Here is a 12363-nt window from a genome sequence, read left to right as displayed (position 1 = left end):
AACCATGTGATCGATGGCGCAATCAGCCCCATCATGCCCCGCGTCGGTGCGACAGTGATTTTCATGAGCGACACCGCGCCCCCGACCGAGTCGAAAACCGACCGCCGGTTCTTCGGACAACCGCTCCCACTCGCCAACCTCTTCGGTGTCGAGATGTGGGAGCGGTTCTCGTTCTACGGCATGCAGGGCATCCTGATCTACTACCTGTACTACTCGGCCTCGGACGGCGGGTTGGGCCTGAGCCAGCTGGCCGCCACCTCGATCGTGGGCGCATACGGCGGCACCGTATACCTGTCGACGATCGTCGGAGCCTGGATCGCCGACCGTATCCTCGGCGCCGAACGCACACTGTTCTACAGCGCCGTGCTCATCATGATCGGCCACATCGCGCTGGCGATACTTCCCGCGTTCATCGGGGTCGGGGTGGGCCTGATCTGTGTCGCCTTCGGCAGTGGCGGGCTCAAAGCCACCGCGACGTCGATGGTCGGCGACCTGTACGACGAGGACGACGAGCGCCGCGACGCCGGATTCTCGATCTTCTACATGGGCATCAATCTCGGTGCCCTCGTCGGACCGTTGCTCACCGGCTTCATGCAGACCCGCTACGGCTTCCACTGGGGATTCGGCCTGGCCGCGGTCGGCATGTTCCTCGGTCTCGCCCAGTACACGATCTACCGCAAACAGTTCGGCAACATCGGCGCGGCCCCGCCGAATCCGCTCCCCGCCGACCTCCGTCTCCGGGTCGCGGGCGGCGCAGCGCTCGCGATCGTCGTCATCGCCGTCCTCGCGACGACCGGCGTCATCACCTCGGGCAACATGTCGGACATCGTGGTCGCCCTGACGATCTTCGCGGCACTCGCCTATTTCGCACTCATCCTGACAAGCAAGAAGATCACACCGATCGAACGTAGCCGGGTCTGGTCGTTCATCCCGATGTTCCTCGCGAGCGCCATGTTCTGGTCGCTCTTCCAGCAGCAGTTCACGATGGTCGCGGTGTATGCGGACACACGCCTGAACCGCGACCTGTTCGGCTGGGAGTTCCCGCCGTCGTGGGTCCAGTCGATCAACCCCGTCTTCATCATCCTGTTCGCCGGCGTGTTCGCCGCCGCCTGGACGAAGCTCGGGCCGCGGCAACCCTCGTCGCCCATCAAGTTCGCATGCGGCACCATCATCATGGGCATCGCGTTCCTGTGTTTCATCCCGATGGCCGGTGGCGGCGCCAACAGTGCCCCACTGCTCGGTCTCGTCGGAATCCTGCTGCTGTTCACGCTTGCCGAGCTGTTCCTGTCGCCGGTCGGCCTGTCGCTGTCCACCAAACTCGCGCCCAAGAACTTCCACACCCAGATGGTCGCCCTGTTCTACCTCTCGGTTGCGCTGGGCAGCGCGATGGCAGGCACGCTGGCCGGGTACTACGACGAGAACAACGAGGTGCCGTACTACCTGTGGATCGGCGGCGCCTCGATCGCCGTGGGCCTGATCCTGATCGCGTTCACTCCGCGGATACGCAAGCTCATGCAGGGAGTGCACTAGCACCGGCCAGCGCCAGCCACCCGGCAAGACCGAAACCCGCCACGGCCACTGCGACCCGCAGCAGGTTCGGCGGGATCCGCTTCACCAGCGGCGGACCACACCATCCTCCGGCGAACGCGCCCACCGCCATGGCCGCCGCGGCAACCCAGTGGACCGGTCCGAAGAACACGAAGCCGATCGCCGCGACCAGATTGGCGACGCCGAGCAGATAGCTCTTGAGGATGCTGGCGCGCCAGATCGACTCGGACGTACAGATCAGAGTCAGAGCAAGAAAGATGACACCCGCACCCGCCCCGAAATAGCCGCCGTACACCGCGACCACGAACAGCGCTGCCGCGAACACCCGGGGAAGATCACGCCCACCGGCCAGCTCACGGATCTTCGGCTGCAGCAGCAGGGCGAGGGACGCGAACGCGACGAGAAAAGGAACCGTGGCCTCGAACGATCCGGCCGGCGCGACCAGGAGCACCCCAGCGCCGGTCAAACCCCCGAGCGCCGCATATGCCGTCCACCGCCACACCCGCGGCCCCGTGTCGACCACTTCGCGAGCAGAGTTACTGAGCGCACCCACGCCGACGCCGACCATGGCGACGGTGTTGGTGACATTCGCAGCGACCGGCGACAACCCCACCGCGAGCAACGCCGGATACGACACGAGCGATGCGAGACCGGTGACGAACCCGACGACACCGGCGAAGAACCCGGCGACGACGAGCAGCAGTACCTCGACAATCGTCACGATGCTCGAACGTACCTGTGCCGGATCAGGGTCGCTGGTCAGGGCAGGTGCGCCGGCCCGATCATGTGGGTGGCTTCGCCAATTCGATGAGGAATCGGTCGGCCATCTTCACGGCCCGGTCGCCGCCGTCTGCGTCGGCGACGAACACTGCGAACGCCACGTCGCCGGTGTAGCCGAAGAACCACCGGTCGTCCCCGGCAGCGGCCGCGATCCCCGCGAGGCCCGGGTGCCCCTTGAGGAAGGACGCCGGACCGTTCTGCACATTGTCGATCATCAGTCCACGCAGAGCGTCGGTCACATTCGCAGGCAAGGGCTCGGGCGTATCGGTGACGGTCGCGGGCTGCCCCTGCACCAGCGTGGGCGCGGTTGCCTCACCTCGCGCGATCGAGGCGGCGAGCAGTGCCGCGCCGAGCGGGCTGACGAGTGAATCGTCGTCGCCGTCGCCGGTGAACTGCACAACTCCCGACCGGCCGTGACCGATCTGTGCGGTCTCGAAATCGAAGCCCGGAACCGAGTACTCCACACCGAGGCCGAGTCGACGCGCGGTGTCGGCGAGATCGTTCGTGTCCACCGAGCCGGGGGCGACACCGCGGTCGAGTCCGGCCGCCAAGCGCACGGGATCGAGGACGGAGCCCGCCGAGTAGAGGCCCCGGGTGGCCACGGGCCCCAGTTCCATGGCCTGATTGTTGACGTCTGCGGCAAGGATGCCGCCGGTCGACGGTTGGATCGCGACGAGCGCCGCGGGGGTACCCGCCGTGACGACGGCTTCCTTCGCTGCGAGCTGTACGTGCGAGTCGACCGTGGCGGTCAGATCCGGAGGCGGTGGCCCTTGGGCACCGGCGACCTGGATCGGGCCTTGTTCGGGGTCTTCGAGCGTCACGGCCCATCCGGCGGTGCGGTCGCGTTCGAGCTGCCACGCCGAGCGGAGCGAATCGAGCAGCGGCGTCGAGACCCGTCGATCGGAGCTGATCAGCGTGGGTGTCTTGATGACCTCGACACCGGGGACGGCGACGATGTCATCTTCGAGGAACTGGTAGTCCTGGTCGCGGAGTTTGACCGCGGTGATCCTGGCTCCTGGATCGGAGGCGAGCCGTTCCTGCATGAGTTCGGAGGTGATGACGGGCGCCACCGGAGCGAGGACCTCGGCGAGCCGTGTCGTGCTGGCGACCTGGTCGGGCATGAACTCGGGGTTGAGAACGACCGCATTGATGGTCTGCTCCTCCATCAGAGGTTTGCCCGTGCGGTCGAAGATCTTGGGCGGGGCGGCATCCGTGCGCACGTGGTGGACGGTGCGGCCTGCAAGGTCGGGCGCGACCACGTTGGGGCTCCACGACACCCGCCAGCCCACGGCCAGCTTCCGGACGGAGCCGTCGACCTGGTAGCGCCAGTCCTTGTTCTCTCCGAAGCTCCAGTCTGCAGTGAGTGTGAAGTACCCGGAATCCTCGTTGAGTTCGACGAATTGGGTGACGTCGTAGTCGACGCTGCCGTCGGACAGTCCGTCGAACATCTGCGCCAACACGGGCTCGGCGGCGTTCGGGTACGAGGTGAGTTCGGAGGCGACGTCCGGTTCACGGTCGTTGAGTGCCTCGACGAAATCGTCGACCAGGATTGCGGCGTCGCTGCGCGGGTCGTTGAATACGAACGTGCTCAAACCCGCTGCCGCGGCCACGGCCACGGCGGCACCGAGGGCGACAGTGCGAACGCCGCGCCGGCGCTGCCACTCTCGAAATCCCATACTTTCCAACCTTCACTCCAGCAACATCGGCCACAAGCACGAGTTGTCTACGATGCCGTCACGATTGCGCTACATCCGAGAAGGTCACCCCCTCAGCCATTGTCCGGCCGTCTCCACAGCCGGAGCCGAACCGTCCGCCCCTGCGATGAATATTGCGAACGCCAGATTATCTTGCGCGCCGATGAACCAGCCGTGTGCCCCGCCCGCGGTACCTGCTGCCCCACTGCTGCCACCGTACTCTGCGGTTCCGGTCTTCCCGATGAGTTGGGAAAAGTCGCTCAGCATGCTCGCTGTACCGTCGGTTACAGTCTCCCGCATCATTGTTCGTAATGCTGCAGTCGTGTCGTCCGGTGCCGGGGCGACCTCCTGGTCGGAGGTCGCCGGTTGCCCTTCGACGATCATCGGCAACGGCGTCGCGCCACCCGCGATCGACGCGGCAACGAGCGCCATCCCGAACGGCGACGCCGTCACCTGCCCCTGCCCGATCGCACCCTCGACACGTGCCGCCACCGACTCCATCGGCGGGACGTTGCCGGTCACTGTCACGAGTCCGGGCGTGAGGTAATCGATGCCGAGTCCGAACTGCAATGCGGCGTCGGTCAGCTCCGTCGGCGGCATGTCCACGGCGAGCCCCGCCATGGTGGTGTTGCACGAGGACGCGAATGCTGTGTGCAGCGGTACCTCGCCCAGTTCGAAGCTCTCGTCGTTGGGGATGGTCCGGTCGCCGATCGTCGCGACCCCGGGGCACGGGAGCACCGTGTCGGGCCCGGCGAGTCCTGCCTGCAGTGCGGCCGACGTCGTCACCGTCTTGAACGTCGACCCCGGCGGATACAGCCCGGTGAGCGCGACCGCGCCCTCCCGATCGGCCGCAGCGTTCTGCGCGACGGTACGCACCGCGCCGGTGTCGGCGTCGATCCCGACGATCACCGCCGGCTCCTCGCGCGATGCGAGCGCAGCTTCCGCACGGGTCTGCAGATCCGCATCGATGGTGGTGTGCAGGTCGGGGGCCTCGGTGGCGTCCACGCCTGCGATCGATCGTACGGTTCCGTCGGCGGCCACCGACTGCACCGCCCAGCCCGCGGTCGCGGCCTGGTTGTCGTGCCACATCTCGTCGAGGCCGGACCACACGGGTGAGGAGAGACCACGATCGGCGGTGAGCAGCCGCGGCTGCGGCGCGAGCGTCACGCCGGGCAGTGCCGCAAGCTGCTCCTCGATGGGCGCCAGGTCCGTCTCGCGCAGGACCACCGCGGTCACCGGCGCACCCGCCGCCTCCGCGAGGTCGGCGGCGAGGGAATCCGCGGTGATCGTCGGCGCCGCGGTGGCGAGAAGCGGCGCCACGGCAGCGGGGTCTGCGGACGAATCGAGGTTGACGAGCGTCACGATCTGCTCAGTCATCAGCGGCTGCCCCGCACTGTCGAAGATGGTGGGCGGTGTGCCCGTCGTCGGGGTGTAGCGCAGCGACGTGCCCGCACTCAGCTCCGGCGCGAGCACGGCCGGGTCCCATCGGACCCGCCACCCGTCGTCGTCATCCGACTCCTCTGCGGCATCTTCGATCGCGGAGCCCGTCGTGCGATACGACCAGTCCTTCCCCTCCCCGAAGTTCCACGACACGTCCAGGTCGAACGTGTCGCCGTCGCCGACCCCCGCGAGCGTCACGGTGGGATCGTCGTTCCTCAGACCCTCGAACAGTCCCGAAATCATCTCCTGCGCGGCGGTCGGATCTGTGGTGAGCGCGGCAGCTGACACTGCGTCGCCTGCGTCCAGGGCCGCTGCGAACTCCTCGGCGACCGTGTCGGGCTGATCCGGGCCCGTCGCGCAACCCACAGCGCCGAGTGCGACGGCGAGCGCCGTCATGAACGTGCCTGTCCGTCGACCGATATGCATGGTCACGATCATGCCGGAGATCGAAGAACGGTGCGGCTGCCCGAGGACACGGACCGGTGAACGGTGCGACAACCGACAGAGCATCGATCAACCAGATCATCGATCAACCGACAGGACACTTATTCGCTTGCACGACCCGCAGCACTGCGCTTACCGTAGAACACGACTTTGTTCCCGGCGTTCGGAGAAGGCATTGCTCCTGTAGAGGTTCTCGACCCACCGCACGATGCGTGCGGGCCGTCTCTTACCTCCAGGAGTCCGTATGTCTGTACCCATTTCTGCATCCAGCAGTGTCACGCTGTCCGCTCTCACGTACGAGCATCCCGACGGCACCCGCGTCTTCGACGGCCTCGACGCGACGTTCACCGTCGGTCGCACCGGGCTCGTCGGACGCAACGGAAGCGGTAAAAGCACACTGCTACGACTCATCTCAGGCGAGTTGTCGCCGGCGCGCGGGTCGGTGACGGCATCCGGCAGCGTCGCGTACCTGCCGCAGGACATCACCCTCGATCCCACCGTGTCGGTCGCCACCGTCCTCGGAATCGACACCGCACGAACAGCGTTGCGGCGAATCGAATCCGGAGACGGCACGGCCGACGACTTCGACGCCGTCGGCGACCGCTGGGACGTCGAGGAGCGTGCACTCGCGACCGTGCATCGGCTCGGACTCGATCGAATCCTGCACGACGAAAACGATTTCGATCGCACCGTGGGGACACTCTCGGGCGGGGAGACCGTTCTGCTCGGTCTCACCGCGCGCCTGCTCGCCGAACCCGCGGTGCTGTTGCTCGACGAACCGACCAACAACCTCGACCCGGCCGGCCGCGGACATCTGCAGGATGCCCTCGACCGCTTCCCTGGCACCGTGATCGTCGCCGGCCACGACCGCGAACTGCTCGAGAGGATGGAGTCGATCGCCGAACTGCGCGACGGCAGTCTCCGGATGTTCGGGGTCGGTTTCAGCGACTACGAGCAGATCGTCGAAGCCGAGCAGGAGGCGGCACAGGCTGCAGTGCGGGACGCGCGCAGCGACGTGCGCAGGCAGGCCCGCGAACTCGCTGCCGCGCAGATCACACTCGATCGGCGAGCGCGCTACGGCAAGAAGATGTTCGAGAACAAGCGTGAGCCGAAGATCATCATGGGCATGCGTAAACGACAGGCGCAGGAGTCCGCAGGCCGGTATCGCCGCGAACACGAGGGCAACCTCGAATCCGCCCGCGCCCAGCTCGACCGAGCGCAGGATGCCGTGCGAAACGACCGCGAGATTCGTGTGGACCTGCCCGGCACTGCGGTCCATGCCGGTCGCCGGGTCGCCGACGGGCCACTCGAGATCGTCGGGCCCGAACGCATCGCGGTGCGCGGACCCAACGGGTCGGGCAAGACGACGCTGCTGGGCCGGATCGCGGTGGCCGGACCGCTGGTGCCGTACGCGCTACTCCCCCAGCGCCTCGACATCTTCGACGACACGAAATCGGTGGTGGCGAACGCTGAAATGCGCGCGCCGCATCTCCCTCCTCAGGAGGTGCGGGCACGACTGGCGCGCTTCCTGTTTCGAGGATCCGACGCCGACGTGCCCGTCGGAGTTCTCTCGGGAGGCGAACGTCTCCGCGCGGCGCTGGCCATCCTCCTCGCTGCCGATCCTGCTCCGCAGTTGCTGATCCTCGACGAACCGACCAACAACCTGGATCTGCCGAGCCTCGCACACCTGACCCAGGCGTTGCAGGCGTTCGAAGGTGCCCTCGTGGTGGTCTCGCACGACGAGCGGTTCCTCGACGAGATCGGGGTGACACGGTCGGTTGTGCAGTCGATGCCGCAGAGGGACGCCGGCGCTCCGGACGCGTGCGCGAGACCGGGCTCGTGCACGGCCGGATCAGACAGGTAGAGGCTGCGCTGCCGACGACATGATCGACCCCACCAGAGCGCTGATCATCCGCTTCATCACTTCGATTGCATCCGGCACCGACAGCCCCACGACGTCGCGCAGCGAGACCCAAGTAGGCCACGTCGACGCGATGGCGATCGCCTGCACGACCTGAACACGTGCCGTGTCGTCGGATCGGGTGAACTCTCGTGCGAAGAGCATTCGCACTTCGATTTCCGCTCGCTCGAGATAGCGATGACGGTTGCGTCGCAGTTCCTCCGAGAACGGCGCCCGAATCTCCGACGACCGCGAGAAGGGTGCGATGTACTCGAGCGCCTCGGCACGCTGACGGCAGTACCGGTCGATGCGCTCCGCGAGCGGCAGATTCGGATCCACCGGTTCGTGCGCATCATCCTGACGACGCATCAATTCGGCCCCCGTTGCCGAGAAGAGCGTCTCGAGGTCGCCGAAGTGGCCCCATAGTGAACGCAGTGATACTCGTGCTCGTTCGGCAATCTGCGCGCCGGTCGGCTTGAGTTCACCATCGCGGATCAACGCGATATGTGCGTCGATGACTGCTTGGCGCGTGCGTTCGGCGCGCGCCGACCGGCCGTCGATGCTGATCGGCGCGGTAGGCCTGTCGTCGAACCGGATTCTCGGTCGGTCTGGCGGCCCGTTCTCTCCCCCGTGCATCGTGATCCTCCCCGATACTTGTGCACATCAATTTATGGTTATCCCCAGTCACAGGTAAAATGCCTCCTGCGTCTCGGTCACATGCCAAGATATGCGAAGACGCCGGGCAATTACCACTACCCGGTTTCTTTCGGCGCGGTTCTCGCATTACCGAGCGGACCGGCGAACTGCGGGAATTCACCCCAAAACAGTCATTTCGGTCAGTCGGCCAGCAGCCCCTTCGCAATATGGGTCACCTGAATCTCGTTGCTCCCCGCATAGATCATCAGCGACTTCGCGTCGCGCGCAAGTTGCTCGACACGATATTCGGCCATGTAACCGTTACCGCCGAAGAGCTGCACCGCTTCCATCGCAACCTCGGTGGCAGCGCGTGACGAATACAGTTTCATCGCCGACGCCTCCGACAGGCTCACCGGCTTGCCCGCTTGTGCCCGCTCGATCGCGCTGAACACCATGTTCCGCACGTTGACCCGCGCGATCTCCATCTCGGCGAGCTTGAGCTGGATGAGCTGGAACTGCGCGATCGCGGTACCCCACAACTTGCGCGACTTCGCATACTCGGTGCACAACGACAGGCACTGCTCGATGATGCCTAGCGACAGATAGGCGATGCCGATGCGCTCGGCCGCGAACGATTCCTTCGCACTGCTCTTACCGTCGCTCTTCCCGCCGTCCTCGGTCTCCCCGAGCAGACGATCACGGGTGATGCGCACATTGTCGAAGAACAACTCGCCGGTGGGCGAGGAATTCATACCCATCTTCTTGAACGGCAAGCCCTGGGTGAGGCCCTCCATGCCCTTGTCCAGCACGAACGCGAGAACTTTGCGATCGCGTCGATCGATCGTCGTGTCACCGTCGTCGAGCTTGGCGTAGACGATGATGACGTCGGCGTACGGACCATTGGTGATAAAGGTCTTCTGTCCGTTGAGGATGTAGTCGTCGCCGTCGCGGCGCACGGTGGTCTTCATGCCGCCGAACGCATCGGACCCGGAATCCGGCTCGGTGATGGCCCAGGCGCCGACCTTGTCGAAGGTCACCAGTTCGGGCAGCCAGCGCTTCTTCTGAGCGAGCGTGCCGCGACCACGGATCGTGCCTGCGGTGAGCCCCAGGCTCACACCCATCGATGCGACGAGGCCCAGGCTCACGCCCGCGATTTCGATGTTGAGCAGTGCCGCCATGCCCGGCGACCCGCCCATCCCCCCTGAGCCACCGGACGCGCTCTCGCCCTTCTCCTCTTTGTCGAGGGCCCGCTCGAGGGACTCGCGTGCCATCTCGTCGATACCGAATGCGGCGAACATCTTGCGGATGATGTCGAACGGCGGGAGCTCACCGGACTCGAGCTCATCGACGTGGGGGCGGATTTCCTTCTCGATGAATCCGCGCAGCGCGTCGCGGAACATGAGGTCTGTGTCGGACCACTCGTACATGAAAGAAAATATAGAACATGTTCCTGTTTGTGTATACGTTCGACACGGAACCGACCCGGTGAAAGCCGCTCGAGAATCTGCCTACCGGCGCTAGCCTTGCGCCCACGAACGTGAGATGGGGGCACTGTGACCGTGGACATCTTGACCGTGGACATACTCGCCATGCACATGAGCGACGGACTTATCACCCCGCGTGCATCGGCACTGTTCTACGTGGTGGCCGCGATAGGTGTCGCGCTCGCCGCATGGCTCGCACGGACCGAGCTGACCGAAAAATCCGCCGCGACCGCGGCACTCGTGACGGCACTCGTCTTCGCAATGCAGATGATCGACGTACCGGTCCTGCCCGGAGTGAGCGGCCATGTCCTCGGCGGCGCAGTGGCAGCACTGCTCCTCGGCCCCTTCGCTGCCGCCCTGTGCCTGACGTTCGTGCTCACCGTCCAGGCGTTCCTGTTCGCCGACGGTGGCCTCACCACACTCGGGGCGAACACCACAGTCATGGCGCTCGTGGGAGTCGCAGGCGGATACGGGACCGCCGTCGCTCTTCGCGCATACCTTGCCTCTCGCGACACTGCCCACCGCGACACTGCCCACCGCGACACGTGGTCGCCCACCGCCGGCACCTTCACCGTCGCATTCACCGCGGGTTGCGCTTCGGTGTTCGCGGCGGTCACCGGATTCGTGGTCGTGTACGCGCTCTCCGGCGCAGCTCACATGCCGCTGTCGACGCTCGCGTACCTGTACGGCGTCCACGCTCCGGTTGCACTCCTCGAAGGTCTCGTCACCGGGGCGGTCGTGGTCGCCGCAACGGGCGCGGCGCACACCCGGCTCGTGACCGCGCTCGGTGTCGCCGCATTCGGCGTCGCGGGCGTCTTGTCCACCCTCGCCGTGTCGACCTTCACCGCCGAGACCCCCGACGCGCTCGAAGCCGCAACGTTGCGAGGGTGCGACATCACGCAGACTTCACCGACCGGGGACTGCATGGCCCGCGGCGTTCGAGAGCATCGCCTCGCGGGCAGTGCCCTGGCCGACTACAGGGTCGGAGGCCAGGAGGGTTCGACCGGAGCCGCTGGCGCGATCGGAGTACTCGCGACTATTGCAGTCGCAGGCACGGGGTTCCGTGCGCTCACACGTCGGCGCGAGTCCGTCGTGCACTTCGAGCTGCCTCGATGAGTGCCTGCGCGAGGTCGCGACCACGGCGGATCGGCTCGGTCGAGTGTTCGAACTTCGAACCGGCGAGCGCCCCGTCGTAGATCAACCGCACGCGCTCGGCCGTGAGGTCGGTGTCTGCGGCACCGGCCCGGTCGAGTAGTTCCACGACGGTGTCGAGGAGCCACGCGCGATGCGCAAGAACCGGCTCGATCCGCTCTTCCGGAAATTCCGTGGCGGCATTCGCATACTGGCATCCCCGGAAGTTCTTGCCGGGTGCCGAGGCGAATGCGAGATCGAAGAAGGTCAGGATCCGCTGCACCGGGTCGTCGATATCCGAGACCGCCTCGTTCCACCGGGCGCGATCGCGGTGGTCGAGGCGATCGAGATAAGCGTGGACGAGGCCGTCCTTCGAACCGTAGGACGAGTACAGGCTCGCGCGGGCGACGCCCGACTCGGCGAGGATCCTGTCGACACCCACCGCACGGATACCGAACTCGGCGAACAGCGCGCTGGCCGTGTCCAGGAGTCGTTCCGCGGGCGGTCGCTTGGCGGGGGTTTCGACTGTGGTGCGCACGCAGAAAAGACTAACGGATCGGCGCGATAGACAGATCGTTCTATCCAGATGTATCGTGGCTTCTGTGACACGCTGTCTTCTGACCCGTCGCCTGCACGTGGATCTCGTGCGGGTGGCCGGTGCTGCGTGTTGTCGTTTCCCGCGCTGACCGGCCCATATCTCGCCTCGCCCGTCGCCTCCTGACGTACGCCTGCGCTCACCCCTGCCGTCAGCATGCCCACCCAGCTCTACCCGGAAGGTGATCCCATGTCGCTGTATCTCTACGAACTCGTACCCACCGAAGGCCAGGCCGAGGCCGCCATCAAGGCATTCGACGACGCAGTCGTCGCCGGCGGCGGCGAACTGATCGAGTCGCAGGTAACAGCAGGCGGCACGCGCATCTTCGCGGTCGCCGAGTTCACCGCGTGCCGCGCAGCACAGCTCGAGGCAACCACCCTCGACGTCGCAGAAATTGTGGGCCCCAACGAGGTTCGTCTCGTCGGCGCCGAGCTCGACCAGATCAAGGCCGCGCGCCCCGTTGCCGGCTACCTCGTCGAGTGGGACATCCCCGATGCCATCGACATGGAGACCTACCTCGCGCGCAAGAAGGCCAACTCGCCGAAGTACGCGAACGTCCCCGAGGTCAGCTTCCTTCGTACCTACGTCCGCGAGGACATGGACAAGTGCCTGTGCTTCTACAACGCTCCCGACGAGGACGCCGTTGTTCGCGCTCGCGAAGCCGTCAGCACCCCGATCAACCGCATCCACTCCCTCGAAGGATAAGTAACC

The 12363-nt window shown here is 65.9% G+C and carries 11 protein-coding genes; 5 read left to right on the top strand and 6 right to left on the bottom strand.

The genetic code is table 11. From position 1 onward, the window contains the following. The first annotated feature begins 63 nt into the window (after nt 1-63). Nucleotides 64-1530 (top strand): peptide MFS transporter, encoded by a 1467-nt coding sequence (locus ACFWCF_RS15890; RefSeq protein WP_378563028.1) that lies wholly within the window; start codon nt 64-66, stop codon nt 1528-1530. On the opposite strand, the gene ACFWCF_RS15885 is transcribed toward ACFWCF_RS15890, so the two are convergent. From ACFWCF_RS15885 to ACFWCF_RS15875, 3 genes are all read right to left on the bottom strand, one after another. Beyond that, nucleotides 1511-2269: a sulfite exporter TauE/SafE family protein gene (locus ACFWCF_RS15885; protein ID WP_378563025.1), complete on the bottom strand. Its 759-nt coding sequence runs from the start codon at nt 2267-2269 to the stop codon at nt 1511-1513. The genes ACFWCF_RS15890 and ACFWCF_RS15885 overlap by 20 nt on opposite strands. Before the next feature lie 61 nt (nt 2270-2330). Then, the gene (locus ACFWCF_RS15880; RefSeq protein ID WP_378563022.1) at nt 2331-4004 is read right to left on the bottom strand and encodes an NTF2-like N-terminal transpeptidase domain-containing protein; all 1674 of its coding nucleotides are present in this window, start codon (nt 4002-4004) and stop codon (nt 2331-2333) included. Nucleotides 4005-4088: 84 nt separating this feature from the next. Further along, the gene (locus ACFWCF_RS15875) at nt 4089-5900 is read right to left on the bottom strand and encodes a penicillin-binding transpeptidase domain-containing protein (RefSeq protein ID WP_378563019.1); all 1812 of its coding nucleotides are present in this window, start codon (nt 5898-5900) and stop codon (nt 4089-4091) included. 250 nt (nt 5901-6150) lie between these two features. Between ACFWCF_RS15875 and ACFWCF_RS15870 the strand changes: the two genes are divergently transcribed. Beyond that, nucleotides 6151-7770 carry an ATP-binding cassette domain-containing protein gene (locus ACFWCF_RS15870; RefSeq protein ID WP_378563017.1) on the top strand — a complete coding sequence of 540 codons (1620 nt, stop codon included), beginning with the start codon at nt 6151-6153 and terminating at the stop codon, nt 7768-7770. Here the strand turns inward: ACFWCF_RS15870 and ACFWCF_RS15865 are convergent. Beyond that, nucleotides 7759-8442: a TetR/AcrR family transcriptional regulator gene (locus ACFWCF_RS15865; RefSeq protein WP_378563014.1), complete on the bottom strand. Its 684-nt coding sequence runs from the start codon at nt 8440-8442 to the stop codon at nt 7759-7761. The genes ACFWCF_RS15870 and ACFWCF_RS15865 overlap by 12 nt on opposite strands. A 200-nt stretch (nt 8443-8642) precedes the next feature. Beyond that, entirely contained in the window at nt 8643-9869 is a 1227-nt protein-coding gene (locus ACFWCF_RS15860; RefSeq protein WP_378563012.1) for an acyl-CoA dehydrogenase family protein, read from the bottom strand. A gap of 168 nt (nt 9870-10037) precedes the next feature. Here ACFWCF_RS15860 and ACFWCF_RS15855 point away from each other — a divergent pair, with 168 nt between their 5' ends. Continuing rightward, on the top strand, nt 10038-11042 hold the full coding sequence (locus ACFWCF_RS15855; protein ID WP_378563009.1) for an energy-coupling factor ABC transporter permease: 1005 nt from the start codon (nt 10038-10040) through the stop codon (nt 11040-11042). Here the strand turns inward: ACFWCF_RS15855 and ACFWCF_RS15850 are convergent. Further along, a complete protein-coding gene (locus tag ACFWCF_RS15850) occupies nt 10996-11595 on the bottom strand; it encodes a TetR/AcrR family transcriptional regulator (protein WP_378563007.1) in 600 nt (199 codons plus the stop codon). The two genes, ACFWCF_RS15855 and ACFWCF_RS15850, sit on opposite strands and share 47 nt — an antisense overlap. Here ACFWCF_RS15850 and ACFWCF_RS15845 point away from each other — a divergent pair. Continuing rightward, entirely contained in the window at nt 11537-11743 is a 207-nt protein-coding gene (locus ACFWCF_RS15845; RefSeq protein ID WP_378563005.1) for a putative leader peptide, read from the top strand. The genes ACFWCF_RS15850 and ACFWCF_RS15845 overlap by 59 nt on opposite strands. Nucleotides 11744-11841: 98 nt before the next feature. Then, the gene (locus tag ACFWCF_RS15840) at nt 11842-12357 is read left to right on the top strand and encodes a DUF4242 domain-containing protein (RefSeq protein WP_378563003.1); all 516 of its coding nucleotides are present in this window, start codon (nt 11842-11844) and stop codon (nt 12355-12357) included. The last annotated feature ends 6 nt before the right edge of the window (nt 12358-12363 follow it).

It is taken from the genome of Rhodococcus sp. NPDC060090 (assembly GCF_042729855.1).
In the GTDB taxonomy this organism is placed as follows: domain Bacteria; phylum Actinomycetota; class Actinomycetes; order Mycobacteriales; family Mycobacteriaceae; genus Rhodococcus.
The sequence above is the reverse complement of the archived record's forward strand: the minus strand, read 5'-3'. Positions and strand labels throughout refer to the sequence as shown.

Excerpts from the sequence above, each read along its gene's own strand:
- ACFWCF_RS15890 (WP_378563028.1), top strand. The coding sequence starts at position 64 with ATGAGCGACACCGCGCCCCCGACCGAGTCGAAAACCGACCGCCGGTTC.
- ACFWCF_RS15880 (WP_378563022.1), bottom strand. The coding sequence starts at position 4,004 with ATGGGATTTCGAGAGTGGCAGCGCCGGCGCGGCGTTCGCACTGTCGCC.
- ACFWCF_RS15875 (WP_378563019.1), bottom strand. The coding sequence starts at position 5,900 with ATGATCGTGACCATGCATATCGGTCGACGGACAGGCACGTTCATGACG.
- ACFWCF_RS15870 (WP_378563017.1), top strand. The coding sequence starts at position 6,151 with ATGTCTGTACCCATTTCTGCATCCAGCAGTGTCACGCTGTCCGCTCTC.
- ACFWCF_RS15865 (WP_378563014.1), bottom strand. The coding sequence starts at position 8,442 with ATGCACGGGGGAGAGAACGGGCCGCCAGACCGACCGAGAATCCGGTTC.
- ACFWCF_RS15860 (WP_378563012.1), bottom strand. The coding sequence starts at position 9,869 with ATGTACGAGTGGTCCGACACAGACCTCATGTTCCGCGACGCGCTGCGC.
- ACFWCF_RS15855 (WP_378563009.1), top strand. The coding sequence starts at position 10,038 with ATGAGCGACGGACTTATCACCCCGCGTGCATCGGCACTGTTCTACGTG.
- ACFWCF_RS15840 (WP_378563003.1), top strand. The coding sequence starts at position 11,842 with ATGTCGCTGTATCTCTACGAACTCGTACCCACCGAAGGCCAGGCCGAG.